The organism is Parapedobacter defluvii (genome assembly GCF_014642075.1).
GTDB lineage: Bacteria > Bacteroidota > Bacteroidia > Sphingobacteriales > Sphingobacteriaceae > Parapedobacter > Parapedobacter defluvii.
Window position 1 is genome coordinate 38410 of the sequence record NZ_BMIK01000017.1, and the last position, 26033, is coordinate 64442.

Consider the following 26033-nt stretch of genomic DNA (forward strand, 5'->3'; position numbering starts at 1 on the left):
GCTACGCAACCAGCGCCTGCAACGCTTCGTTTACCCGGTCAAAGCCGTAGGTGGCTACCACCCGGTCAAACGCTTGGCGGATTTCGGCATTGCAGAGGTTTCCGATACTCCCTTCATGCGTATGGTTTACTTCTTTTTGGGGTTTGAATGTACCGGCTTCAATGGCCAGGCCGATGTTGCGGTACGCCTCCCGGAACGGGACGCCGCGGAGCACTTCGTTGTTGACAACTTCCACACTGAAGAGGTAGTCGTACCTGGGATCATCGAGAATCCCCTCCTTAACCTGGATATTTTCAAGCATAAAAGCTGTGATCTCCAAGCACTCATTCAGCGAACCGAATGCGGGGAACAGGTTTTCTTTGAGAAGCTGCAGATCCCGGTGGTATCCCGACGGCAGGTTGGTGGTCATCAACGCAATTTCATTGGGCAAGGCCTGTATTTTGTTGCAGCGTGAGCGCACCAATTCGAAGACATCCGGATTTTTCTTATGCGGCATGATACTGGAGCCGGTGGTGAGGTGATCGGGAAAGGTGATAAAACCGAAGTTCTGATTCATATACAAACATACGTCCATTGCTAACTTGGCAAGGGTGGCCGCGATGGCGCTCATGCCCTGCGCGAGGATACGTTCAGTTTTTCCACGACCCATCTGGGCATAAACAACGTTGTAGTTAAGGCTGTCAAAACCGAGCAGCTCCGTGGTCATCTGGCGGTTAAGCGGAAAAGAAGATCCATACCCTGCCGCAGAACCCAATGGATTTTTGTTACACACTTTCCACGCGGCCTGTAACAGCTCCAGATCATCCACCAGGCTCTCCGCATAAGCACCGAACCAAAGGCCGAATGACGAGGGCATGGCGAGCTGCAGGTGTGTATAGCCAGGCAACAGCACCTGTTTGTAACGTTCGCTCAACGTGATCAACCGGTCGAACAATACTTCGGTATTTTTGACCAGCGTTTCGATTTCGGCGCGGAAAAACAACTTGAGATCTACCAACACCTGGTCGTTGCGCGACCGGCCGCTGTGAATTTTCTTTCCTGCTTCGCCCACGCGTTTTGTCAACAACAGCTCGACCTGCGAATGCACATCTTCCACCCCCTCGTCAATGGTGAATTCGCCGGCTTTGACTTCGTGGTACAACTGCTTAAGCCCCTCCTGAACCCGCTTCAGGTCATCGCTATCCAGCAAGCCGATACTGTGCAACATGCGGGTATGCGCCAACGAGCCCAAAATATCTGCTGCGGCGAGCTGCAGGTCAAGCAACCGGTCATTGCCCACGGTAAACGATTCAACAAACTGATTTACATCGGTATTCTTTTGCCAGATTTTCATTCGAATAAATTGTTTTTTTAAAGGCAATGAAGCTTGCATAAATTATTTTTCACATCTTGCATGCTTTCAGCGGCGTTCAAGAGATCGCTTCGCTTAGTTCATATCCTTTGGTTATGGTAATTTATGCAGGTTTCATATGCGTTTCTTCGCTTTTCGCGTGAAATTTCTTCCCGTCGCCAAAAATACAAATAGCTTGCGGGATTTTGGCCCGTTGGCGTATATTTTAGCGTAATGCCTGTTTTACAGGCATTTTTCTTGCTAAAAGGTATAAAGCAAATCAATAGGTGAGTGTTTACTCACTTATTTTTAAAAAAACTTTTTGCGTTAATCATTTATATTCATACGTTTGTAGCCATGACAGGGGAAAATGGTTTGGTTCAAACACTTTTTAACTTGGTTTGAGAAGTAAGTGAATCATAAATTACTCGATATTGTAAACATAAATTGATGATAGACCGCCATGTCTCAAAACTGGGATAACACTCGCTAACCAGTTATAAACCTATTTGTTTATTTTTTTGCAAAAAACGGCAACAAGCATGGGAAAGCTTGATGCCGTTTTTGCTTTATACGGTTATCACGGTTAACTTTTCTGGGTGGCCAGCCTGCGCCTGATTTTGCTTAGAAACTCTGGAGTCATTCCCAGATAGGCAGCGATATAGTGCTGTGGAATGCGTAGTGCAATCTTGGGGTACTGTTTTATAAATTCGACATACCGCTCTTCGGCTGTTTGGGCCAAGGTACGAATAAGACGATGTTCCAGAGCAGACAGATGACGCTGGATCATTAACCGGAACACGCGCTCGAACTGCGGAACACGCTTCAGCAACTCTTCCTTGCGGGCGGGATTCAGCGTTAACAATTCGCTGTCTTCCATGGCTTCAATATACAGCAGACTGGGTTTGCGCTCGTGGAAACTGCCTATATCACTCACCCACCAATCTTCGATGGCGAACTGCAGGATCACCTCACTGCCGTTTTCATCAATGTAATAGCTGCGGATACAACCGCTGACAATATACGCCTCAAAATCACATACCTCTCCCTCCCGCAGCAACAACTGCTTTTTCCGGACAGACCTTGGCTTAAGCAGGCTATTGAATATAGCGATCTCTTCGGACGAAAAGCGGCCGCATCGATTTACATATTCATCAATAGCCGTAAAACCAACCATAATACTGCCCGATATTGGAAATTTACCTCCCATCAAACTTACTGTTTTTTTCATTTCAACTCCAAACACCGGAATGCAATTTCTTGTCATAGGTTAATGTGCCACGATGAGGGGCTGCCTACCTTTGTACCAAACAGGAGGAATACACATGGAAAATAAAATTTTGGGGATACACCACATTACAGCCATTGCAGGTGATGCCCAGCGGAACCATGATTTTTACACCCGCGTCTTAGGCCTACGGATGGTCAAAAAGACGGTAAACTTTGATGACCCCGAAACATACCACTTCTATTTTGGCGATGAAACGGGAACACCAGGCACGATTCTTACGTTCTTTCCCTGGGGCAACCGGGTACGTCGGGGGTGGCGTGGCACCCAACAGGTAACGGAAATCGGATACGCTGTGCCGGAAGGAAGCTTGGCGTTCTGGAAGGAACGGCTGGAAAAAAACCACGTCATCCTTAACAATGTGGCCTCAAAATTCGGAGAGGAATACCTCACTTTCCTGGATCCGGATGGGCTCAAACTGGAACTTACCGTACCCAAAGAGGCAGACACGCGCATACCCTGGGAAACCGCTGAAGTGAAAGCGGAACATGCTACGCGCGGATTTCACCACATTACGATTACGACTGTTAAAAAAGACGCCACGGCACGTGTGCTGACCGATATTTTTGGATACCGGCTATTACAACAGGAAGTCAACCGTTTCCGCTTCGTTACCGATGCGGTGAAACAGGCCGCGCTCGTCGACCTAGTAGAAGCACCGGGAGAATCCGTTGGATTTGTAGGCGGCGGATCGGTGCATCATGTGGCCTTCCGCGTAAAAGACGAGGCTACCCTCATGCTATTCCGCGAAAAAGTGCTTGCACAGGGACTGAACATTACGGAAAAAATAGACCGGAATTACTTCTATTCCCTGTATTTCCGCGAACCGGGCGGTGTGCTGTTTGAGATTGCCACAGATAACCCCGGCTTTACCGCCGACGAAGCCGTCGGTGATCTGGGCACGGGCCTGAAATTACCCTCACAATACGAGGGGTACCGGAAACGCATTGAAAGTGTGCTACCGCAATTGGATTAGTGATCATGTACACACACGAGAAACAAATTATACAAGCAGGCAAATTGGCTGCACACGCCAAAAAAGCAGTGGTGCTACTCCATGGGAGGGGTAGCACCGCACAAGGTATACTTTCCCTCCAGCGTCACCTGCAGCTGGAGGACGCCTTGCTACTGGCGCCCCAAGCGACCCATCATTCATGGTATCCCTATAGCTTCCTTGCTCCTAGGGCAGATAACCAGCCTGCATTGGATTCGGCACTGGCGTTGGTGGATGAGGCAGTAGCGGAAATCATCAAATTGGGTATTCAGCCGGCAAACCTTTATTTTTTAGGGTTTTCCCAAGGTGCATGCCTGACCCTGGAATATGTAGCCCGGCACGCCAAACGCTACGGCGGGGTTGTCGCTTTCACCGGTGGACTTATCGGCGAATCATTGGACAAAGCGAACTACCGGGGCGATTTCGCAGGTACACCCGTTTTGGTTACATCGGGCGATAACGATCCGCACGTACCCTTACACCGGATCGAGGAAAGTATAGCGATCCTACGGAGCCTCGGCGCAGCCGTCACCGCGGAAATCTACCCCGGGAAACCGCATAGCATCAGTGCGGACGAAACGCTGCTAGCAAACGAACTGCTGGTTAAATAACCGTCAGTCTTTCAGGTAAAAGCGCTTTTCCTGTACATCGCGTGAGTTGGTTCCTACGAAGACTATAAATTCACCGGTTTCTGCCACATGTTCCAAATCGGCATTGTAAAATTTGAGATCTTCTTCGGTGAGGTCAAAGGCCACCTGTTGTGACTGCCCGGGCGCGAGTTGAATTTTCTGAAATCCTTTGAGTTCTTTGACGGGCCGGGTTACCGATCCGACCAAATCGCGGATATACAACTGCACCACCTCCTCACCTGCATAACTGCCCGTATTGCTTACTTCTACACTTACCTGCAGGTTGCCGTTCCGCAGGAGCGTATCGGCACTCAATACCGGTTCACCATATGCAAATGTGGTATAGCTCAGTCCGTATCCGAAGGGATAAAGTGGATCGTTGCTCACATCGAGGTAATTGGAGCGGAATTTCTGAAACCACTGGCCATCTGCTAAAGGCCGGCCGGTATTCTTATGGCTATAGTACAGCGGAACCTGCCCCACGTGCTGGGGAAAAGTGGCGGGCAGTTTTCCGGATGGATTTACATCTCCGAAGAGTACATCCGCTACGGCTTTACCGGTTTCGGTACCTCCGAACCATACGTTCAGGATAGCGGGCACGTGTTTGTCTTCCCAAGTGAGTGTAAGCGGACGGCCCGTAAAGAGGACAAGCACCACAGGTTTGCCCGTTTTCAGCAACTCCGCCAGCAAACGTTGCTGCACAGCAGGAATACCGATGTCGGTACGGCTGGAGCTTTCACCGCTCATCTCGGAGCTCTCACCCAGTGCTGCAACGATGACATCGGCCTGCCTGGCCACTTCCACTGCCTCGGCAAGGATTTCGGCTTCCGGCCGTTCGTCCCGCGGAATGGTACGGCCAAAGAGGGTGGCCCGTTCCTGATAGGCAGCATCGTCCAGCAGGTTGGACCCCAGGTGATGGATAAGCTTGACCTGATTTCCAAGTGCGGACTGCATCCCTTCTAGCAAGGAAGGCGTGCGTTCGAGATCGGCACTCACGCTCCACGTACCGGGCATGTTGCTGCCCGTATTGGCAAGGGGGCCGATGACCGCCACCGTGCCGTGCTTCTTCAATGGCAATAGTTGGTCCTCGTTTTTTAACAACACAAACGACTTGCCAGCCGCTTCACGGGCCTTGGCCAGGTGGGCGGGATTCCCGATTTCTTCCTTCGCCCGTTGCTCATCGCAATAGCGGAAGGGGTCGTCAAACAGACCCAATTTGTATTTAGCCTCCAGCACCAGGCGACAGGCACGGTCGATATCGGCCTCGCTTACCTTCCCTTCTTCGACTGATTTCTTCAAGGTCGTAAGAAAGCCTTCCCCTACCATGTCCATCTCCACGCCTGCTTTCAGCGACCGTGCCGACACTTCCTGCAGGTCGCCCAGACCATGATCGATCAACTCATTGACGGCGGTGTAGTCGGTCACGACAAAACCATCGAATCCCCACTGATTGCGAAGCACATCCGTCATCAGCCATTTGTTGGCGGTGGCGGGTACGCCATTGATGTCGTTGAAAGAAGTCATCACGCTACCGGCGCCTGCATCGATTGCCGCCTTATAAGGCGGCAGGTACTCGTTGTACATGCGGTGGAGGCTCATATCGGTAGCATTGTAGTCGCGGCCAGCCTCAGCCGCCCCATACAAGGCAAAATGCTTGACACACGCCATCAGTGTGTTGGTTGCGGCAAGGTCTTTTCCCTGATACCCATGCACCATCGCCTCCGCAATACGCGACCCTAAGTAGGTATCTTCGCCGCTGCCCTCGGAAATACGGCCCCAACGGGCATCGCGCGAGATGTCAACCATCGGAGAAAACGTCCAGTTCAATCCATCGGCCGACGCCTCCGTGGCGGCAATGCGTGCCGTTTCCTGGATCAATCCCATGTCCCAGGAGGCGGCCAGCCCCAGGGGGATGGGAAAAATGGTTTTATACCCATGGATGACGTCCATGCCGAAGATGATCGGGATTTTCAGCCGCGAATGGTTGACCGCCAACTCCTGCGCCGCCCGGATCCGGGCTACGCTGGTCATGCTGAAGATCCCCCCGATGTTACCCTGCTTGATCTTGGATTCGACATCGGTGCTTACTGCCGCTCCCGTAGTCGCATCACCACCCGTAACCAAGTTCAGCTGACCGATTTTTTCGTCGAGCGTCATCTGCTGCATCAGCTCATTGATAAAATTATCCATATCGCGCTTGTGTTGCTGTCCTTTGACCGTGTGTATCGTCATCCCAACCATCAGGCAGGCAGCAAAAATCAGCCGTTTAATCTGTATGTGCATGTTTTCAAAATTTGACCTGTTAATACGTTCCGCGATAGCGGTGATCGTTGCGTCTCTGGTAAATCTTCTTCAGCGGTATCTGCATGCCGTCCGTCGACTCCAGCCAGTCCCAGAGTTCTTTCTTCAGCTGCCCGGCAATCTCCTGTGATGCCGGATCGCGGATGAGGTTATTCATCTCATAGGGGTCGGTCTGTAAGTCATACAGTTCATTGGTATCCCAAATTCCCTGATTGAAAATATACTTATAGCGGTCGGTACGGATGGCAAAAATGGTAGGCGTCTGCGGGAATGCCCATTCCCAATAATATTCGTAGAAAACCTTATTGCGCCATCCTTCGATGGGTTTATTCTGCAGTAACGGCAAAAAGGAATCGCCCTGCATCTGCGCGGGCTTCGCGATGCCGGCGAGGTCGAGGATGGTAGGGCCGATGTCTACATTCATCACCATCTGTTTAATCTGTGTATGAGGCCGGACGAACTTTGGCGACCACGCCAATAGCGGTACACGCATCGATGCTTCGTAGGCATTGCGCTTGTCGATCAATCCCTGTTCGCCGAATAAAAAGCCGTTGTCGCCCATGTAAAAGACCAGCGTATTTTCAGCCAGCCCCTGCTGTTCGAGCCATTCGATCACAGCGCCAATACTTTCGTCTACGCTCCGTAATGTTTCGCAGTACTGCCGGTAAAAGTCTTCAAATGCAATCTGCCCGTCGTACATATAATCCACCCCATGCCAACTGTAACGCTGCTTACGTACCCACTCGGGGATACCGTCGGGGTTCACCGGCCCGTCATACGGTGTCTCAATCCCCATGTGCCTACTGCTATCCGTGGCAGTGAGGTACATAGAGGGCGGGCAGATAACGGGCATGTCTTTATAGGTACCCCGATGCCTTTCTGCGGGATTGAACTCTGCGTGTACGCCCTTATGCGAAAGATAGAGAAAAAACGGTTGCCCGTCATCCAGCGAGTTTAACCAATCGATGGCATAATCGGTCAGCAAATCAGTGGTATAACTTCCCTCCGGCTGCTTTACCTCTTCACCGTTAATATTGAAGGTAGGTGAATAATACACGCCTTGGTCTCTGAAACTTACCCATTGGTCAAAACCAGGCTGCTTACTGCCATCCATATTACCCATGTGCCATTTGCCAAAAAACCCGGTTTTATATCCCTCTTGCTGCAGATACTGCGGGAAGAAAGTCAAGCCCTCCGGCAAAGGCGCATTGTTATCCACAATGGTATGTGTATGGGCATATTGCCCGGTGAGGATCGATGCCCGGCTGGGGGAACAGAGGGCGGTGCTTACAAACGCATTTTGAAGATGGGCCCCTTCCCGGGCCATGCGATCCATATTGGGCGTCTCCAGACCCGGCACCTTATCCATGAATCCCATAAAATCATAGCGGTGGTCGTCACTCAAAATGAAAACCACATTGTAGGGTTTATCTGTGGGTTGGCCGAATGATGCTGCACACCACCAACACAAACCAAAAAACAGACCGATCTTTCTCATTTCTTCCAAAATTAATTCACACGTTTTACTTCACTTCGCACCGATACCCCATTCTCATTGATGGCTTCGATGCTAAAATAATAAGGCTTCTGGCTGTCCATCGCTTTGTAATAATATTCATTGGCGCCGTGCACCATGATGCAGTTATACAGTTTATCGGGCGCCAGGCCCGTGTAGATGTTATAGGCATATGCATCGTCCACGGGGCTCCATTTCAGCCAGGCACTGCGTTTATCCTTCTCCGTCCGCAGCACGATGAAGTCGTTGACAGGAGCCGGCTTGATTCCCGGTCCCTTGCCGAACACCCGCAGGCCACTGATGGCGAACTTGCCTGTGGGCATGTGGACATTTTCCAGCCTGATAAACCGGGCCTTTACCGGATTTTCCAGTTCGACGTACTCATGGGGAATATCCGTGCGGTTCCAGCTTTTGTCTTTAAGCACGCTCCATTTACGGCCGTCTACGGAATAGGAGAGCACATATTGGTGATAGATTCCTTCCATTTTTCCGAGAAAAGCGCTATCGGCGTCCTGATCGGCGTAGTTGATCTGTACGGCATGCACCGTACTTACCTTGCCCAGATCACTTTGTATCCATTCACCGCTATTGCCCGTGGCGGCGCTCCAATAGGTTTTCATGCTTTCATCAACCGCGTGGTTAGCCGGATAGGCAGCCCCCAACGTAGAGGATACCTGCACAGGCTTGTTATAGTTGAGCAGCATCCAGCCGGTGAAGCGGCTTTCAAGGTGGTCAGCCGGGCCATTTGGCAGGTAATGCGGATAATCTCCGAATGCCGTATTGCAATACATTACCCCGTCGTTGTCAAACCCTGCCGGCCATATGCCCAGCCGTCTTTCGAAGTTATTCTTTACGCCCAGGACGATGGTGGACACATGCCAGTAGTTGCCATCGTTGTCCTGAAAGGTAGCACCGTGGCCGGCACCCCGGGCAAAACCTCCGGGTTTATAACTCAACGGGACGGACTGCGTGGTAAACGGGCCCAACGGGCTGTCGCCCACAGCAACGCCATCGGCATAGCCGCTGAATTCGGTGCCCGGCGCCGCATATTGCAGGTAGTACTTACCGTTATGCTGGGTCATGTGCGCTCCTTCGATAAAGGGGTCAAGGAAGGTATTGTCCATGTACTCACCGAATCGCTGCCAGCCGTAACGCCAATCTTCAAGGAAATACAGTTCCTTACGCGTCCCGATGGGCGCAAAAGTCTGACGATTGAGTTCAATGCCGTACAGTGGATAGCGGTTGCTGCTGCCATTGTACATGTAAAAGCGGCCATTGTTATCCGTGAAAAAATCGGGGTCCCAACCACCTATCGAAAAAGAGTCTACCAACGGCTGCCACTGATTTTCCTTGGGATTCGTACTCATCCACAGCGTAAATTTATCGGTATAAGTCGAGCCGAATACCAATAGGGTATCGCCAACGATACCCACCGCCGGGGCACACAGTTCATCGTATACATCGCCATTCCACGGGCGCAGGAATTTCTTGGATACAAACTTCCAGTTGGACAGATCGCTGCTCCACCAATAGCCCCATTGATTGGTACTGAACAGGTAATAATCCCCTTTATAATTCACAATCACCGGATCGGCCGTGGCCCGGTGCCGGCCCCATTCCGAAAAATTGGGAATGGGTGTGTAACCATAGTCGATGTTGAGGGGATTGCAGTAGGTACGGGGTGCCTGGGCAAGGCTGATTCCGCAACCTAGCAACCCCGCCGCAACAATTAACCAACTGTATTTCCACTTGTGATTCATGTACTTTTATTTTTTGCTTTTTTGCAGTCTGCTTATGAACATCACCGTTCACCGACCACCCATCCCTACATCTCCGGACTTTCAAACCCCAGCTTTGTTAACCCCTCTTTAATCTCCGGTGCCCCCATGAATAGCTTCCAAAGCAATCCGCTCCGATGGTTCTCAATCATTACGGGTATTGGTCCCTGATCAATGGCGAGGTACCGCTGGGGGAACCAATTATCCGTTTCGCTGTATGCATCGTAAAACCCATACTTACCCCAAACTTTATCGCCAAGTTGCTCATACAGATAACGTATTACGTCCATGCTGTACTCAGGAGTATACGGGAACGACGACAGGGCGGCCGTAGGCGAAATTACTCCCAGGTCATTATCGGGGTTATGCGCCGAATATCCATTGACGGAATAGCTTGCCGTAAATCCCCATGCCTGTTTACCGTATCCCTTAAACCCCTTAGGGTTTTCGATGGCATACTCACGATGGATGAGTGCCTGATTGCGGTTTAACTCCCAGTAATCTGCATACTGGTCTTTCAACCCCCGAGGGTCTAACCCCAGGTAGGAATAGTGCGACCAAAACAGCGGCCCTACCCCGTTGCTATCCGGCACATTGTGCTTGAGGACGATGGGATACCCATACCGCTCTGCAGACGACTTGATGGCACCGCTGCGCGCCCACCCTTCGTGGTACACCGCTGCCGGTATCCCGTGGGTGGGCGAAGAGGCGGCAAGGACATAGGTGATGAGGCATTCATCATAGCCCCTTATGGGATGGTTGGCAGCCCAGCCCGCCGTGGGGCTCCAGTGCCAGTAAAGCACGTTTTGCCCGCCTTGGCGGTACCAATCCCATTCAATGGCTTTCCAGAGGGCATCGGCGCGTGCAGCCAATTGCTTTTCATGTTCATCGCCCTGCTGGAAGTATTCCCGTATACAGATCAGCGCTTGCGCCATAAAGGCGGTTTCCACGAGATCTCCACCATTGTCGTTTTTACTGAACGGCCTGGCCCTACCCGTGGGCCCATCCAGCCAATGCGGCCATGCACCATGGAACCGGTCAGCTTTTTCGAGGTAGCCGATTACCCGTTCAAACCGTTTTACACCGGCTTGCCTCGTGATAAACTGCCGCTCAATGCCTACCAATAACGCCATTAAGCCAAATCCGCTGCCACCGATGGTAACCACGTCCCGGTCGTTTTGAGGATACTCCCCATCGATGTGGATGCGTTCGCGGGCCAGGCCGGATACCGGCTCCGCACCTTCCCAGAAATATTGGAAGGTTTGGCGTTGTACCAGCGTAAGCAACGAATCATCGGATAAGGTTAACTCTTTGTTGTTTGCGTGGTCTTGCGACGAGCGTCCGTTACAGCTTGTAAGACCTAATGCAGCGATTACTATGAATACGAAAGGTGTGAGTATGTTGGTCATAAAAAATAATCCGGGTTAAAGTTTCGGGCCGTCAAACCCCAACTTGCGCAGTCCATCCTTAATTTCGGGTGCGCTCATGAATAAATCCCAAAGCAATCCGGTACGGTGATTTTCGATCATCACGATGATCGGCCCCTGGTCAATGGCAAGGTAAGAATCGGCCACCCATTGCTGGGTACTATTGAAGGCGTCATAAAATCCATACGTACCCCAAAGCTTATCGCCCATGGTGTAGTAGAAAAACTTCAATGCCTCCATCGATTCATCCGGGGTATACGGAAATGCGGAAAGCGCGGCGGTCGGCGAGATCACTCCCAGATCATTGGTGGGCGAATGCGCCGAGTAGCCTTCGTGATTATCACTCGCTGTAAGTCCCCATCCGCCAGTCGGCGGACCATAGCCTACGTACTTGCGGGGATTTCGGATACAGTATCGATAATTAATCAAGGTATGATTCACATTTTGTGTCCAATAATCGGCATATGCATCGCTCAACCCCCTTGGATCGATACCAAGGAAAGAATATTGGCTGAAAAACAGCGGGCCACCATACTCAGCGCCCAACGGCAGCTCAACACCTTCGTACGTTGCTCCGTTTCGCATCTCACCGTTTCTCGCCCAGCCTTTGCTGTAAACCGTTTCGGGGATACCATGCGTAGGCGATGCAGCGGCCAGTACATAGGTAATCAAACATTCGTTCCATCCACGGATGGGAAGGTTCATGACCCAGGCCTTATCCGGCGACCAATGCCAGTAGAGTACATCCTGTCCATCCCGCCGGTACCAATCCCACTCCACGGATTGCCAAAGCACATTGACACGGTCTATCAGTTGCTTTTCGGCAGGTGTGGAAGCTGCCAGATACTGACGCATGGTAATAAGCCCCTGCATCAACAATGACGTTTCCACCAAATCACCCCCGTTGTCATTGGTGCTAAACGGCATTACCGCACCGGTATTCCCGTTGATCCAGTGCGACCAGGCCCCGTGGAAACGGTCGGCTGTTTCAAGGAAACTGACGATGCGTTCCAGGCGTTCGACACCCTGGTTACGTGAAATAAATCCCCTTTCCATCCCCACAATCAGCGCCATAATGCCAAAACCGGAGCCACCGGTGGTCACCAAATCCCCCGAGGTGTTACGCTCACGGGCCATACCGCTGTTGGGATGGGCAAAATCCCAAAAGTAGTTGAAGGTTTGCCGCTGCACCAGGGTGAGCAGCTCCTCATCCGAGATAACCGGAAACTTGGGTGCCGGGTCTAGGGTGGTATAGAGTGTCTTTGTCAAACCCGAAAAGCGTTCGCCACCCGCACCCACCAGTGCATCCGAGATGCGCAATTCGTATTTGGTGAGTCCGTCCAATGACGCATTGCTGACTAAAGTAACCGATTGTGCATCCGAAGCAAGGCCCAGTTGGATATTGGCCGTACCCGTAGCTCCGGTCAGCGTAATAGCCTTCTCCAAAGACGCTTGGTCCACCGGATTCGAAAAACGGAGCGTCAGCTGCAATTCCAGGGGAATATCGGTCAGCACATTGTCCTGTCCCTTATTTTCCCCATCCACCTCGATGGCGACCACCTGCAGGTCTTCCACCAGGGTCTTAAATTGGATCGCATAGACCGGTCCGCGGCTACCATCCGTACCCCGGAGTTGTTCGGAGACCGCCAGGGTGTACGTAGCATTACTGCGCAGGGGGCCACTGGGGTGTACCACCACGCTGGCCCCACCGGAAAGGAACGCGAGACTTACTGCCACGGGCCCATCGCCGTTGCTCAGTGTAATGGCCGTATGGGCCGTAGCTTGATCGACCGGCTGCGAAAAGACCAGGGTGATGCTTCGGTCGAGTGGAACTCCATCCACAACCGTTCCATCGAGCGCGAGGGCCACCTCGCCAACCGATACCTGTAAGAGCGTAAGCGTACCTACCGGATTTTTCTTACATCCTGCCAGTAAACCAGCAAGAAGTATAAAATAAACGAATCGTATCGGTACGCTTACGCTCATCTGCCCACTCTTAATTATCTTCAACCATCTGCTGTATTTCCTCCTGGGTCAGTGCTTTGTCGAAAATACGCAGTTCGTCGATCAAACTGAGATCCGACAAGTGCCCCCATTCGGTAAAATTGGGTGCTCCAGAACCAATGGTAAGGATATCACAGTTTGCCCAGCTGATTCCCGGGTAGGCTCCTTGGCTTACCACATTGCCGTTGATGTACACCGCACATTGGTCTCCCGCAATCGTAAATGCGACGTGTATCCAATCGCTGCCTGCGTCGATATCCGCCGCTGCACCGCCATCAAACCAGTTGTCTGCGGCACCATTCCCCACATTGAGCTTGATCCGTTGCTTTGCACCCGCTGCTTCGCGGAATAAGCGGAAGCCGCTTGTTCGGTTATTGTTCGTCGGATCGGGAGGACTCACTGTCAAAATACCCCCGCGGTCTGGCACGGCGTTCACTTTATACCAGAACGACGCGCTGAACTCGTCGTTGATCACGTCGGCAGCCGGCAACGTTAGGTAGCCATTGGTCGCACCGGCGTAGGCACGCCCCGATTTGCCTGCTGCAAAACCCGGGCTTCCCACCTTGGTTGCACTGATATTTCCCAAAAGATCGAGGTAAACATCTCCCTCAAACGGCATGTAGAAGATCTCGCCGTCGTATTTGGCTTGATATACGTTGCTGATTTCAAAATCAAAGCTTTTGGTTGTGCTTTTGCCGGACACATCCGTAGCCGTCACTTCCACGGTATAGTCGCCAATGGGCAGTGTTTCGCTGAGGTGCGTTGCCGCTACCCTGCGGTAGTCTTTGAAGCTGTCAAGCGTAGTCAATGTGTTTCCGTTGAGTGCGACGGAAATCGACGTGATCTCGATGTCGTCCTTTACCTCGAACTCAAAATTGATTTTTGTCGATTCCTCTGTAAATGGAATCAGTACAACGTCTGTAGCCGGATAGCCGATGGTTACTTCCGGGGCAGACTCATCGGCTCCGGGCTGTACCGGTTGGATGTCGTCGATATAGCCGTTTTGGCACGACGTAGCAACAAACAGCAAGACGAGCAGTTTATTTAGTTTCTTGTTCATTTCAATGCCTATTTAAGTTTCTAATTGGTCTATTGATTTTCGTCTCTCAACTGGGGCAGGATATCCTGTTGGTCCAGTGGATAGGGATAAAATCTATTCGTTGCCGCATCATAGGTACGTCCGCCATAAGAGAGCTCGGCCGTGCGATCGTGCCGCACCAGGTCATAAAACCGGACACCCCACTCACCCGCGAACTCCGCAAATTTTTCATCCAGTACCTGATCAAGCGTAACGCCGCTTAATGGACCAAGGCCTACCCGGCTGCGTACGGCATTTACCGCTGCATCGGCCGTCATTACTGAGCTGGTGGCACCACTGGTCAACGCCTCGGCATGCATCAGCAGTATTTCCGCATAGCGGATGCAGGTAAAGTTTTTATTTTCACCGTATGCGGTTCGGCCTTCGGTAAGCATGGTGGAGGGCCAATAGTGCTTGCCACTGTAGAATTTGGTCCGGACGCTGTTGTTGAAGACATCGCCATCCGGGGTGGTATTGGAAATCCAGCTTGGGGTACCGGGGTATGCATTGCGTAAGTTCGTTATACCATCGGGTGTGAAAATCACCGTGGTCTCAAGGCGTTCCCGCTCACCGCGGTCGAGCATGAACTGGATGTATTTCATGCTGGGTTCCCAAAAACCCCAGCCGCCACTGGCACCACTCCGTGCAGGTGTCCAGCTTGTGGGGCCGAAGAAATCCCACAGATACTTATTGGACGCACCCGATCCCGTGCCATAGTCAGAATATTGAAACTCCAACAGATTTTCGTCGTTGAGCTTGCCACGTAGTTTAAACAAGTGATAGTAATCCGGTTCCAGGATAAACAGCCCACTGTTTATGATCTGGCCGGTAGCTTCTGCTACGGCAGGATAATTTTTCAGTTCCAAATTGGCAAGTGCCTTCACGGCAAGCGCGGTATAGCGGGTGACGCCACCGCGTACATCCGATCGTTGGTTCGGCCGCATGTCAGGCAACAATGGAATTGCTTCGTCCATGAGTGCAGATATATGCTGCATGACTTCTTCAAAACTAGACAATTCCACATTGAGCAACTCAGAAGGTTGCGAAGAAGGAGGAATCAAGATTCTTCCCCAAAGGCGGGCCAATTGCAGGAATTCAAACCCCTGCATCACCTTGATCTCTGCAATGTATTGCTGGGCGGTCGTCGCATTGGCACCGGCCTCCTGGTATTTCTGTATTTCTTCGATCGCACCCTGCCAATAGATCAGGTCGCTATAGAGGCTGGTCCAGGAGTTATTCATTGCCCAGAAATTGCGGTCGTACCGAAAACTATCTGCCTGCGCAAACAACGGTTGGTCGCCGCGTCCGCCGATGTCGATGTCATCACCCCGTACGGCAAGGGTAGGATAAACTTCCCATCCAAAGTCATACAATTGATTGTAAGCGCCATACAGCATCAACACCATATTCTGGGTTTGTGTATAGTCAGTTCCCTCAGCAATCTGCTGATTTTCGAGCGGTTCATCCAATAGGCTGCTACACGATGTGCCGAGCAACAGTCCGAAGAATATCATCGCCCCATATTGAGTATTTCGTATCGCTTTCATGTTATCTTTCCTTATGCTTTACAGTTTAATGGTTACGCCCAAGGTGTAAATGGCGGGGATAGGGTACACTTCCCGATCCACCCCATCGGCTACTTCCGGATTAAAGCCGTTATATTTAAACATCGTGAGGGGCCGCTCTGCGGTGAGGGTTACCCGGGTTTCCGGCCACGTTATGCCGTTAATTTCTTTACCCAGGAATGAATAAGACAGGCGTACATTCTGTAACCGGAAGTAAGAACCCTTTTCCACGAAATAGCTGCTCATGACTTGATTCCATGCCCTGCGCAATCCGGAGGCCGATGGATAATTCTTCGCTGAGCCCCTTTCTTCTGTCCACAGGTTAGTGGCTAGGTCGGCGTCGATGTTGGTATCGTTGGTGAAAATCATTTCACCGCGCTTGCGATTCAGGATGTGATATCCCATTTGTCCTTGCAGCAACGCAGCAAATTCCAGCTTTTTATACCGGAAACCGAGGTTGGCGCCCCACGTAAAATCCGGCATGTAAGAGCCCAACACGACACGGTCCTTGTCGTCGATGATACCGTCTCCGTTCTGGTCCTTGAAAATCAAATCGCCAGGCACCAAGCTTTTTTCGGAAATAAAATCCGCATTATAGGTGTTTTGAATTTCCTGTGTATCATCGAACACCCCGGTGACCTCATATCCATAGAACGCTTGGTAAGGCTGACCAATGATGGAACGCTGGCGGAATTCAGCCGAACCGGCGTTCAGGCCATCGGCACCACCGAGCCCAAGCACTTTATTTTTCAGCGTAGCGATGTTTCCTCCGATGTTATAGGAGAAATCTTCCGACAGGTTGTCGCGCCAATTCAGGTTAAGCTCCAACCCCTGGTTTCGGATCTCACCCACACTGCGACGTTCGGCAGATGCGAATACCGGTGGCACGATGGTCACCGCCAGATTGCGTGTATCGCGGATAAAGTAATCGGCTTCCAAAGACAGACGGTTGTTCAGGAACTGCGCATCCAAACCAAAGTTCTTCTCTACTGTGGTCTCCCATTGGGTGATAAGGTCAAAGGTCGGGTTCAGCCGCCTACCGATTATCCGGGTGCCATCAATCGCTCCATTGTTTTCCTCTACGGTGGGCAGCCCTACGGAAGGACTGATCGCGTCATTCCCCAACTGCCCCCATGATGCCCGGAATTTCAAGAAGTCTATGCCTTCCACATCAAAGAAATCTTCTTCAGATAAAACCCATCCGGCACCCACCGTAGCAAAATTACCCCAGGTCTTCTGGAACTTGTTGTTGCCGTCGCGTCTAAACGTAGTATATAAGAGGTAACGGTCGTCGTAGTTATAAGCTGCCCGGCCAAAGAAAGAGAGAAATTGAAGATTGGCATTGATGGCTTTATCGTCTCCATCATTCGCATCTCCGATTCCGTTGACGTCAAACTCGGTGGCATTGGAAAGATACCAAAACTGTTCAGCGGCCCGGGAAGGTGCTGGTGCAATTCCAGTCCCCCTGGCGTACAGTAACTCTGCGTACTCACTTCGATAGGATTGCCCCAATACCACGTTTAGGTTATGTTTGCCAAAATTGTCATCGTAGGTCAGAAAATTATCCCATACCTGGTCAAAACTTGATGTATTCCTTCGGCGAATAGCCGATTGGTGTTGCGTAACCCCGTCATTATATTCAAAATCAACACGTCGGGTATTTACGAAGCCAAGTCCATAGTTGTATTGTGTGCGGAATTTAAGTTTGTTTTCCCAAACATTCACCTCTGCGTGGAAGTTACCCAGCATTTTGGCCACGTGGTTTCGGTTGTCGATGTATTCCAGCGGGAAGAACGGATTCTGGCTACCCCGGTAGCCGATCTGTTGTGCATTGGCATATTTGACCGGCGTTGCCTTGGCATTTCCGTCATCGTACACTGGCAGGATCGGTACCGCAAAATAAGAGCGGAACCACGCCGTGTTCTCGCCATTGTATTGACGGGCGGTGCTCACGTTGAAGTTGCCACCGACGTTTAACCAGTCTTTCACCTTGCTATCTACTTTTACACGAAAATTCAATCGCCGGTAGTTATTGCGCTGCAAATCCAGCAACCCCTCTTGGTTGAAGTAGCTACCACCGATGGAATAGCGTGTACTCTCACCCCCGCCATTAAACGAAAGATTATGATTTTGTATCGGAGCAGGGCTCATGATTTCGTTGTACCAGTCGGTATTGACATCCGGCAGATTCGGATCGATCCGGCTGCGGCCGTACCGCTGCATGGCGTTTTGTACCAGGGCAATATCCGCTGCGCTCCCGGTTTGGTTGATGTACTGCACAAACTGCTGGGCATTTGCCATTTTCAGCACATTTTGTGGATTCTGTATCCCGTAGTATGCATCATAAACGATTTCGCCCGGTTTGTTATAGGCGCCTGATTTGGTTTCAATCAGCACGACACCATTGCCGGCACGAACCCCGTAAATGGCCGATGCCGAAGCATCTTTCAATACAGAGATCGTCTCGATGTCATTGGGATTGAGAAAATCGATGTTATCGAAAAACATCCCATCGACAACGTACAGGGGTGCGGCATTTCCCTCGAACGAACCGATACCCCGCAGCCGCACGGTGGGCGACGCACCGGGTGCACCATTACTCACGATCTGAACACCGGCTACCCGTCCCTGCAAAGACTGCATCGCCTGCGCGTTGGGTGTTTTCGCAATGTCATCTGCACGTACCGTGACAACCGCCGTCGTTAAATCCCGCTGGCGTTGCGTACCGTACCCCACCACTACGACTTCTTCCAATTCGGTGCCTTGATCCTCCAGCACCACATCAACCATTGTCCGGCCTGCAATCGGTATTTCCTGTGCGGCAAAGCCCAACGACCGGAAAATCAATGTGTCAGTGCCTGCAGCCTCAATGGAATAGTTTCCCGAAGCATCCGTCTGTGCGGCCGTAGTAGAACCTTTTACCAGGACTGTTACGCCCGGGATCCCGCCCGATGTCAGGGCGTCGGTCACTTTCCCGCTTACTCTGCTTTGCTGCCCATATGCCGCAACGGACCACATGCACAGCGTCAATAAGCACGTAAATAAACTCCTCATGTTGTACTCAATTTAATTGGTTATAATAATGTGTGTTGTCCTCACCAGCAATTTGCTGATTTCAAATAGGTTACTATAAAACCCCTAAGCGGGCCCATATGTTTTACAAAAATGTGATGTATCGTCTTACATTTCAAAAAAACAGCTAACACATCCCTACATCATCCTAAAATGAATTTCTCATTTGCTTTCTAAAACCAACTTAACAAATTAATATTCAAATAATTGACTTCAAATCATACTTACTCATCAACAACAGTTTTGTGTATTTTATACACTATATGGAATGAGAGGTAATGATGTAGTCAATTGATAGAAGGTAACGGCTGTTCATATACAAAAACAAGTCGTTTAGAACATAATCCGATGGCTGTAAGTTTTTGGTATTCAACTTGCGTGCAGGTGAGCCATGGAAAACAACCCGCTTGTCTTATATCGTCAATGGCTTATGAAACAATACGTTGTATGGGCCGATGCGATCGCCTCTGCCGCCATGGATAGTTTTGACGCGCTATACCATGAAAGTATACGCCTATTTGGCGTTTCTGTGGAGGAAATGTATAGTTTTGTTTCTCCGGACGGCCAGAACGATGGTATGGGAGAAACCTACCGGCGTGGAAAACATACACTTCGGCTCCTCAGCTATATCGAACATACGCTGGCCAAACGAAACGTCGGTATAACGGCACTTATTGCATCGCTGTTGTTTGAGATCACCGAAAAACATAAACCGGTTCCGTTGAGTGAAAACGAATATAAGAAAGTACTAGACCGGGCACGTTCCGATTACCACCAAGCCATCACCATGGCTGACCAAGCAAGTATGAAAGCCTATGAGAACCACCTAAAAACCCTGGAAGAAGATCAGGAAGCACGGCGATTCATGGATGAAACCTGGAGATCATTTTCAGAAACGAAATTCAATCCGCACACCATTGCGGCATTTGGAGCGCTGTGAACCCCAAGTGACCTCATTTCGCCTGCCGTGTCATTTTTTCCAAGGCATCCCATAGATCCGCCGGGATAGCCTCCAAACCGCTGAATTGTCCTGCACCTTGCAACCATTCGCCCCCGTCAATCGTGATAACCTCGCCGTTGATATAACCTGCAAAATCAGACAAGAGGAAAGCGGCCAGGTTTGCCAGCTCCTGGTGATCACCCACACGCTTGAGCGGAACACGGTTTTTGAAATCAAATTGTTGAGCTAAATCACCCGGTAACAACCGTTCCCAAGCACCTTTGGTGGGAAAAGGCCCTGGGGCGATGGCGTTGCTACGGATCCTATATTTTCCCCACTCTACAGCCAATGATCGCGTGAGAGCTAATACTCCTCCTTTGGCCGCCGCCGAGGGCACCACATAGGCAGACCCGGTGAAAGCATAGGTAGTGACGATATTCAGTATGCTGGCAGGTTGTCCCTGTGCGATCCAATGCTTACCAAACACTAAGGTACAGTTGGCTGTACCCTTTAGCACAATGTCGATGATGGTCGAAAACGCGTTGGCGGAGAGACGCTCGGTAGGCGAGATGAAATTGCCGGCCGCGTTATTCAGCAGCGCATCCACGCGGCCAAATCTGTCGAGCGTAGCCGCCACAAGATGTTCGATGGCGGCCACATCCCGCACGTCACAGGCTACCGGCAATACCTGTCCTCCGGTTTCTGCGGTCATTTCTTCCGCCGCTTTTTCCAACACCTCCTTTTTGCGGCTCGCGATAACCACCGCTGCACCTAGCCGGAGAAAATAGGTAGCCATGGCTCTTCCCAATCCTGTACCACCGCCGGTAACAACAATGGTCTTGCCGTTTAACGCCCCTTCGCGCAACGCTCCCTGAATTTCACTAGCGATGCCTTCCATCGTCCCTATTTTTTACTTTTCAAATTGTCAATAATTGCTTTCAGAATCGCCCGGGTAGCGGGAGACCACCATTGTTTAAGTAACGACTCAATGGCATCGGTTTGATCGGCTTCAAACCGGGTAATCAGCGATTGCCGTATATTGCGTTTGCTTTGCCGCCAGGCATTCCGCTCGTACTGTGTGTACTTTCCAATCTGTCGCTCAGCGACCGTGCGGATGCTTTTTGCGTCCACTACTTCATCCACCAAACCAACCTCCATTGCATCACGCGGATTAAATAATTTGCCTTCCAGCAGGTAACGATACGCCGGGGCATGCCCTAGCCAAAAGCTGTATAGCTGGAAGATGCTCTCCGGGACAATAATTCCGACGGGTATTTCATTAAGCCCGATCACGTAGTCGCCCTGAGCCATGATCCGGTAATCACAACAGATGGCCAACACACACCCACCGGCAGGACTGTGTCCGCTGATAGCTGCCACAGCCGGTTTATCAAATGCAACCAACGTACGGATGAAACCAAAAAACGTATGCCAGAACCGGCGTACCTCTTCCTCGTTATAGTCATACAGTGCAACCAAATCAAGACCGGCACTGAAAAAATCTTCTTTGCCGTAAAAAATAATTCCTTCCACAGCGGGATTTCCGCCTGCTTCGATGATGGTCTGCTGTAGTTCTTCGATCATCTGTTGATCCAACGCGTTTGACCTGCCACGATCCAAATAGATATGGGAAATCCGTTGGTCAACCGTCACCTTAACAAAATCCATAGGTATTATTCAATTGTGATATAATGTACCGAGTGCCCTAACCGACCTTTTGTGTCCAGCCCCTCCACAACAATGCGATAGGTGCCCGGGCTGTCAGCCGTGTAAAATTCAAAAGAAGTTTGGCCCGACTCATCTGCTATGACATTCGGGGCCCAATGGATGGTGGTACGGAGATCCCGCATGCCTGCGAGAGAATCTGCCGGAGCACTGTAATCGGGAATGTAAAATTCGCGTACTTCATAATATCCCTGTGGGCTATATGTGACGATACCCGGCGTGTATAAGTCGCGGTTGTATCCACCCCCATCACCACGTTTGGTGGTAATAATGATGACGCCGCCACCGCCTCTCATCCCATAAACCGCCGTGTTGCCGATACCCCGAAGCACTTCGATGGTTTCCACATCCATGGGATTGATCGTCGCCAATGCATCTCCTTCTAAATACATACCGTCCACTACAATCTGCATGGGCTGATCCGGTGAACGGGTAGAATAGGGAATGCGGTTGCGGAAAATCACGCCAACCAGCCTTCCCTGTAAACAGATATCTAACGATGAGCACCCCATGGTAAGCTCATCCGCGGTAAGGACCTGATCGGCATTACCGGGCCCGTTGAGGTTGCTGGAATGCTTGACTTTGTTCTTTTCGGCTTCACGGGTTACCTTGACTTCTTCCAATAAGATGCTCTTTTCCTTGAGCCCGTATCTTTCCATTTCCTGAAACTGCTCTTGGGTGTTTTTCAGGTAAGCACCGATAGACTGGTTTACGTCAACGGTAGCGTCGGGCGTATTGGGATTACGTGTTACCTGCTGCCGCGGTGACTCATCGAGGTGAATATCCACGTTTTTACGTCCCTGTTCGTCACGGGCTTGCACGACAAATTTGGTGTCGTCAAAAAACAACAGGCGATCAAACGCAAATCTGCCCTGTTCATCGGTTACGGTATCCACAATTGCGCCGACATTGTTTGTGGACAGAACGGTGACGGTTGCATTGGGTACCGGGGTTTTTCCATTCCGCTTGGTTACCACACCGCTGATACGCAGGTCCTGTTCCGGTTGGTAGGTGATGACCGGATTTTTACCTGCTGTCAGATTTTCCCAATTGATGCGGCTCCATCCCTGGGTAAGCATAACATTGTCTAACAGCCTGCGTTTGGTCACATCCGGGCCTTTGGTAATATCTGCACCCTGAAAGTAATATTCGGGAGTTTCAATATACCCCCTGACATCCGAACTCAATAAAAGTGATGCATAGATATTCCCTTCGCGTGTTGTGGAATCCATCGGCACTTTGGCTAAATCAACCACGGCAGCAGAAAGTACAGCCACGCGGCTGGAGTCTGCCTCATGCCCGGCAGTGATGTGCACCGCCACTTTCTGCCTCGACCCATAGACTTTTTGATCGGTAGTCACAGACAGTGGCAATATGGACGCTTCATCCATATTAAATATTGCCCGTTGGGCCAAAGGCTTCATCTCGGGCGCAAGCAATGTCAATTGAACGACTCCCGCAGGTAAATATTCCCGGGGGACGGAAAATACCAATTCGTTTTTTGTAAGCTTCCCTTTGGATGCGTAGAAAACGGCCCCATTCTGCTGGAGCAGTAGGGTGAGTTGCTGGCCCTTCACCAAGTTATCCGATGCAAATGCCTGTATAAAAATCTGTTTTTCCAGTTCGTTGTTCACTGCCAATGCATACCCTGAGGCCTGTACGGGGGATAGCTGCTGCTCCGTTTCGCTTCCATCGGCAAAGGTTACCTTAGCCGTATAGGTACTACCTGCCTGGGGTATAAAACTGAAATTGCCCATTCCGGCATGTGCTGTCTCAAATTCGGCGATGCGCACACCGTTTTCGTCTTCCAAGTAACCCACTGCTCCGATACCTAGGCCTTCCGGCTGCAACGCTTTAAAGGCCACTTTGGCTAGGTTACCGGCCACAAGATGACCGCTTTCTGGAAAAAACTGAATACTAGGGGTATGGGAGGTAGTTTTCAGGGGAATAATCTTTTTAACCGTTTGGTTTTGAGACCGCGATAGGGTAAGTTCTATTTTGCCTGTCTTCAGATTAAAGGGTTGTTTATTGACAAAATTGAACGCGATCCGCCCTTGTTCATCGGTTTTTTCACGTCCTCTTCCGATATTCCGCTCCTCCAGAATAACTTCGTAATTAACATTCATATCCGCCATCGGCCCGCCCATGGGATCGGTAAAGGCGATCTCTGCAGTAACCGTGTGCACGGGTGAATTCTCATACGAAAAGGAACTGTGGGTAACGATGGAATCGGTCCGCGCATTTCCGATGGGTAATACCCGGTCAAAGAAACCCTCGTTGTCAAAATTACGCATCCAGTTGGTGTAAGCTCGTATGCGGTAATTGCCCTCACCCAGGGAATCGGCCAATTGAAAATCGCCCATCGTTACGCCTGAAATCAATGGTATCCGGATTGACTGAACCATTTTTTCATCCGGACTGATTAGGTCTACATAGAGTATTTTACTAAGGCCTGAGAGAAAATTATAGGCTCCGATGGTTACGTATCCCTTAAACCAGATATCATCTCCCACGGTATAATAGGGTTTGTCCAGATGCAGATAAACCCTTTCCTGGGGGTAATTTTCCGCATATTTACCGAGTTTCTCCAGGACTCCTCCGATGGCATCTTCCTGCGCATAGATTGCTTTTAAAGAAAACAAAAACAGGGTAAATATGGTTAGCCAACGGTACATATATGATTGCTAAGTTCGGGTTATATTCGAACACTCATAGTGGTAAATATAGGCAAAAAAAATATCTTTGCAAGATGAACATCCTAATTATCGGTTCAGGCGGACGGGAGAGTGCTTTTGCCTGGAAAATCGCCCAAAGTAAACAAACTGCCCAGTTATACATTGCTCCGGGCAATGCAGGCACAGGTCGATATGGCCAAAATGTGCCGCTCAAGGTCACCGACTTTGAAGGGATAGCCGATTTTGTACTCAGCAAGCAAATAAACATGGTCTTGGTGGGCCCCGAAGAACCGCTGGTAAAAGGAATACATGATTACTTTTTGGAGCGGGCCGATCTGCAGCATATTCCCGTAATTGGTCCTCAACTGGAGGGGGCACAACTGGAAGGCAGCAAAGATTTTGCGAAACAGTTTATGGTACGCCATGGCATTCCTACTGCGGCCTCCCAATCTTTTGACCGGTCTACACTGGCAGAGGGCCTTGCGTACCTGGAAACCCAAAAGCTGCCCATTGTTCTTAAGGCAGATGGATTGGCAGCGGGTAAAGGTGTATTGATCTGCGCTACGTTAGATGAGGCGAAAGCGGAACTGAAGGCCATGCTGGAAGACGCGAAATTTGGTGAAGCGAGCAGCAAAGTTGTGATAGAGGAATACCTTACCGGGATAGAGCTGTCTGTCTTTGTCTTGACCGATGGCGATAGCTACAAAGTGCTCCCATCTGCGAAAGACTATAAGCGCGTAGGTGAAGGGGATACGGGGCTTAATACGGGGGGGATGGGGTCTGTATCTCCCGTGCCATTTGCAGATAATCTGTTTATGGACAAAGTGGAACAACGCATCATCGTTCCGACGATTGAAGGGCTGAAAAAGGATGGAATTCCCTACAAGGGCTTTATCTTTATCGGATTGATGAACGTGGATGGAAATCCTTACGTGATTGAATACAACGTGCGCATGGGCGATCCCGAAACGGAGAGCGTGCTGCCCCGCATCGAAAGCGATTTGGTGGATTTACTCCAGGGTGTGGCAGAAGGCAACTTGTTTGAGCGCTCCTTTATGCTCTCTCCGAAGACTGCGGCTACCGTTGTACTTGTTGCGGGTGGTTATCCGGGTACATACGAATCAGGTAAAGCCATCAACAACATCGAAAATGTAAAGGATTCCATTGTATTTCATGCAGGTACGCGGGAAGAAAACGGAATCGTGCAGACCGCCGGGGGGCGTGTATTGGCTGTCACGGCATTGGAAGACACATTATTTGGGGCCTTGCAACAGGCTACCGCTGATGCAGGCCGGATTTATTTTGAAGGAAAATATTTCCGTAAAGACATCGGTTTTGATCTGATATAATTGCGGGAGCCCAGGTTTCCGGGTGTTTTATATGGGCTATAATTCGTTTGTATATAAAACCAAATTTAGCTAAGTTTGCAGTCCGTAAAAAACGGCCCATTCGTCTATCGGTTAGGACGCCAGATTTTCATTCTGGAAAGAGGGGTTCGATTCCCCTATGGGCTACTTAAGGAGATTCCATATAATGGATATCTCCTTTTTTTTATGCCAATAAAAATCTGTGACCCAAGCTGTTACCATCTAGTCATTTGGAGTTCGATTTTTTCAGTCACAATTCTTAGGCGGTCGTGTAAGATTGCCTAAAAAACCTGCTTCACGGTATGTTTATGGCATTTTTTCCGAAGTTCGATTTCTCCTTAAGG

17 protein-coding genes and 1 tRNA gene are annotated in these 26033 nt (G+C 50.4%); 5 read left to right on the top strand and 13 right to left on the bottom strand.

Going from position 1 to position 26033, the window contains the following annotated elements; genetic code table 11:
* Window position 1: 1 nt before the first annotated feature.
* Both argH and IEX60_RS18960 read right to left on the bottom strand, forming a co-directional pair.
* Window positions 2-1333, bottom strand: coding sequence for an argininosuccinate lyase (gene argH / locus IEX60_RS18955; protein ID WP_188752987.1), 1332 nt, complete (start codon window positions 1331-1333; stop codon window positions 2-4).
* Between the two features lie 583 nt (window positions 1334-1916).
* Complete coding sequence (locus tag IEX60_RS18960) at window positions 1917-2540, bottom strand: Crp/Fnr family transcriptional regulator (protein WP_229717648.1); 624 nt, start codon at window positions 2538-2540, stop codon at window positions 1917-1919.
* Window positions 2541-2655: 115 nt separating this feature from the next.
* Here IEX60_RS18960 and IEX60_RS18965 point away from each other — a divergent pair, with 115 nt between their 5' ends.
* Together IEX60_RS18965 and IEX60_RS18970 are read left to right on the top strand one after the other, a co-directional pair.
* Window positions 2656-3594: a ring-cleaving dioxygenase gene (locus IEX60_RS18965; RefSeq protein WP_188752988.1), complete on the top strand. Its 939-nt coding sequence runs from the start codon at window positions 2656-2658 to the stop codon at window positions 3592-3594.
* Between the two features lie 5 nt (window positions 3595-3599).
* A complete protein-coding gene (locus IEX60_RS18970; RefSeq protein ID WP_188752989.1) occupies window positions 3600-4223 on the top strand; it encodes an alpha/beta hydrolase in 624 nt (207 codons plus the stop codon).
* Between the two features lie 3 nt (window positions 4224-4226).
* Here IEX60_RS18970 and bglX read toward each other — a convergent pair whose 3' ends face one another.
* From bglX to IEX60_RS19010, 8 genes are all read right to left on the bottom strand, one after another.
* The gene (gene bglX, locus IEX60_RS18975) at window positions 4227-6524 is read right to left on the bottom strand and encodes a beta-glucosidase BglX (RefSeq protein ID WP_373285066.1); all 2298 of its coding nucleotides are present in this window, start codon (window positions 6522-6524) and stop codon (window positions 4227-4229) included.
* 19 nt (window positions 6525-6543) lie between these two features.
* On the bottom strand, window positions 6544-8040 hold the full coding sequence (locus tag IEX60_RS18980; protein ID WP_188752990.1) for a sulfatase family protein: 1497 nt from the start codon (window positions 8038-8040) through the stop codon (window positions 6544-6546).
* Between the two features lie 11 nt (window positions 8041-8051).
* Entirely contained in the window at window positions 8052-9818 is a 1767-nt protein-coding gene (locus IEX60_RS18985; protein ID WP_188752991.1) for a family 43 glycosylhydrolase, read from the bottom strand.
* A gap of 65 nt (window positions 9819-9883) precedes the next feature.
* Window positions 9884-11245 carry a glucoamylase family protein gene (locus IEX60_RS18990; protein WP_188752992.1) on the bottom strand — a complete coding sequence of 454 codons (1362 nt, stop codon included), beginning with the start codon at window positions 11243-11245 and terminating at the stop codon, window positions 9884-9886.
* Window positions 11246-11260: 15 nt separating this feature from the next.
* Entirely contained in the window at window positions 11261-13249 is a 1989-nt protein-coding gene (locus tag IEX60_RS18995) for a glucoamylase family protein (protein WP_188752993.1), read from the bottom strand.
* A gap of 10 nt (window positions 13250-13259) precedes the next feature.
* Window positions 13260-14327 carry a LamG domain-containing protein gene (locus IEX60_RS19000; protein WP_188752994.1) on the bottom strand — a complete coding sequence of 356 codons (1068 nt, stop codon included), beginning with the start codon at window positions 14325-14327 and terminating at the stop codon, window positions 13260-13262.
* 29 nt (window positions 14328-14356) lie between these two features.
* Entirely contained in the window at window positions 14357-15892 is a 1536-nt protein-coding gene (locus tag IEX60_RS19005) for a RagB/SusD family nutrient uptake outer membrane protein (protein WP_188752995.1), read from the bottom strand.
* Window positions 15893-15910: 18 nt separating this feature from the next.
* Window positions 15911-18964, bottom strand: coding sequence for a SusC/RagA family TonB-linked outer membrane protein (locus tag IEX60_RS19010; protein ID WP_188752996.1), 3054 nt, complete (start codon window positions 18962-18964; stop codon window positions 15911-15913).
* A 448-nt stretch (window positions 18965-19412) separates the two neighbouring features.
* Between IEX60_RS19010 and IEX60_RS19015 the strand changes: the two genes are divergently transcribed.
* Window positions 19413-19922: a hypothetical protein gene (locus tag IEX60_RS19015; protein WP_188752997.1), complete on the top strand. Its 510-nt coding sequence runs from the start codon at window positions 19413-19415 to the stop codon at window positions 19920-19922.
* A gap of 13 nt (window positions 19923-19935) precedes the next feature.
* Here the strand turns inward: IEX60_RS19015 and IEX60_RS19020 are convergent, their stop codons facing one another.
* The 3 genes from IEX60_RS19020 to IEX60_RS19030 are packed head-to-tail and all read right to left on the bottom strand — an operon-like array spanning window position 19936 to window position 24322.
* Window positions 19936-20820 (bottom strand): SDR family oxidoreductase, encoded by an 885-nt coding sequence (locus IEX60_RS19020; protein ID WP_188752998.1) that lies wholly within the window; start codon window positions 20818-20820, stop codon window positions 19936-19938.
* Window positions 20821-20825: 5 nt separating this feature from the next.
* Complete coding sequence (locus IEX60_RS19025) at window positions 20826-21590, bottom strand: enoyl-CoA hydratase/isomerase family protein (protein ID WP_188752999.1); 765 nt, start codon at window positions 21588-21590, stop codon at window positions 20826-20828.
* A 5-nt stretch (window positions 21591-21595) separates the two neighbouring features.
* Window positions 21596-24322, bottom strand: coding sequence for a carboxypeptidase-like regulatory domain-containing protein (locus IEX60_RS19030; protein WP_188753000.1), 2727 nt, complete (start codon window positions 24320-24322; stop codon window positions 21596-21598).
* A 74-nt stretch (window positions 24323-24396) separates the two neighbouring features.
* Here IEX60_RS19030 and purD point away from each other — a divergent pair, with 74 nt between their 5' ends.
* On the top strand, window positions 24397-25671 hold the full coding sequence (gene purD / locus IEX60_RS19035) for a phosphoribosylamine--glycine ligase (protein WP_188753001.1): 1275 nt from the start codon (window positions 24397-24399) through the stop codon (window positions 25669-25671).
* Between the two features lie 93 nt (window positions 25672-25764).
* Window positions 25765-25836, top strand: a tRNA-Glu gene (locus tag IEX60_RS19040).
* The last annotated feature ends 197 nt before the right edge of the window (window positions 25837-26033 follow it).

Bases quoted from the DNA above. Each gene is read 5' to 3' on its own strand.
- argH (WP_188752987.1), bottom strand. From the start codon at position 1,333: ATGAAAATCTGGCAAAAGAATACCGATGTAAATCAGTTTGTTGAATCG.
- IEX60_RS18960 (WP_229717648.1), bottom strand. From the start codon at position 2,540: ATGGGAGGTAAATTTCCAATATCGGGCAGTATTATGGTTGGTTTTACG.
- IEX60_RS18965 (WP_188752988.1), top strand. From the start codon at position 2,656: ATGGAAAATAAAATTTTGGGGATACACCACATTACAGCCATTGCAGGT.
- IEX60_RS18970 (WP_188752989.1), top strand. From the start codon at position 3,600: ATGTACACACACGAGAAACAAATTATACAAGCAGGCAAATTGGCTGCA.
- bglX (WP_373285066.1), bottom strand. From the start codon at position 6,524: ATGCACATACAGATTAAACGGCTGATTTTTGCTGCCTGCCTGATGGTT.
- IEX60_RS18980 (WP_188752990.1), bottom strand. From the start codon at position 8,040: ATGAGAAAGATCGGTCTGTTTTTTGGTTTGTGTTGGTGGTGTGCAGCA.
- IEX60_RS18985 (WP_188752991.1), bottom strand. From the start codon at position 9,818: ATGAATCACAAGTGGAAATACAGTTGGTTAATTGTTGCGGCGGGGTTG.
- IEX60_RS18990 (WP_188752992.1), bottom strand. From the start codon at position 11,245: ATGACCAACATACTCACACCTTTCGTATTCATAGTAATCGCTGCATTA.
- IEX60_RS18995 (WP_188752993.1), bottom strand. From the start codon at position 13,249: ATGAGCGTAAGCGTACCGATACGATTCGTTTATTTTATACTTCTTGCT.
- IEX60_RS19000 (WP_188752994.1), bottom strand. From the start codon at position 14,327: ATGAACAAGAAACTAAATAAACTGCTCGTCTTGCTGTTTGTTGCTACG.
- IEX60_RS19005 (WP_188752995.1), bottom strand. From the start codon at position 15,892: ATGAAAGCGATACGAAATACTCAATATGGGGCGATGATATTCTTCGGA.
- IEX60_RS19010 (WP_188752996.1), bottom strand. From the start codon at position 18,964: ATGAGGAGTTTATTTACGTGCTTATTGACGCTGTGCATGTGGTCCGTT.
- IEX60_RS19015 (WP_188752997.1), top strand. From the start codon at position 19,413: ATGAAACAATACGTTGTATGGGCCGATGCGATCGCCTCTGCCGCCATG.
- IEX60_RS19020 (WP_188752998.1), bottom strand. From the start codon at position 20,820: ATGGAAGGCATCGCTAGTGAAATTCAGGGAGCGTTGCGCGAAGGGGCG.
- IEX60_RS19025 (WP_188752999.1), bottom strand. From the start codon at position 21,590: ATGGATTTTGTTAAGGTGACGGTTGACCAACGGATTTCCCATATCTAT.
- IEX60_RS19030 (WP_188753000.1), bottom strand. From the start codon at position 24,322: ATGTACCGTTGGCTAACCATATTTACCCTGTTTTTGTTTTCTTTAAAA.
- purD (WP_188753001.1), top strand. From the start codon at position 24,397: ATGAACATCCTAATTATCGGTTCAGGCGGACGGGAGAGTGCTTTTGCC.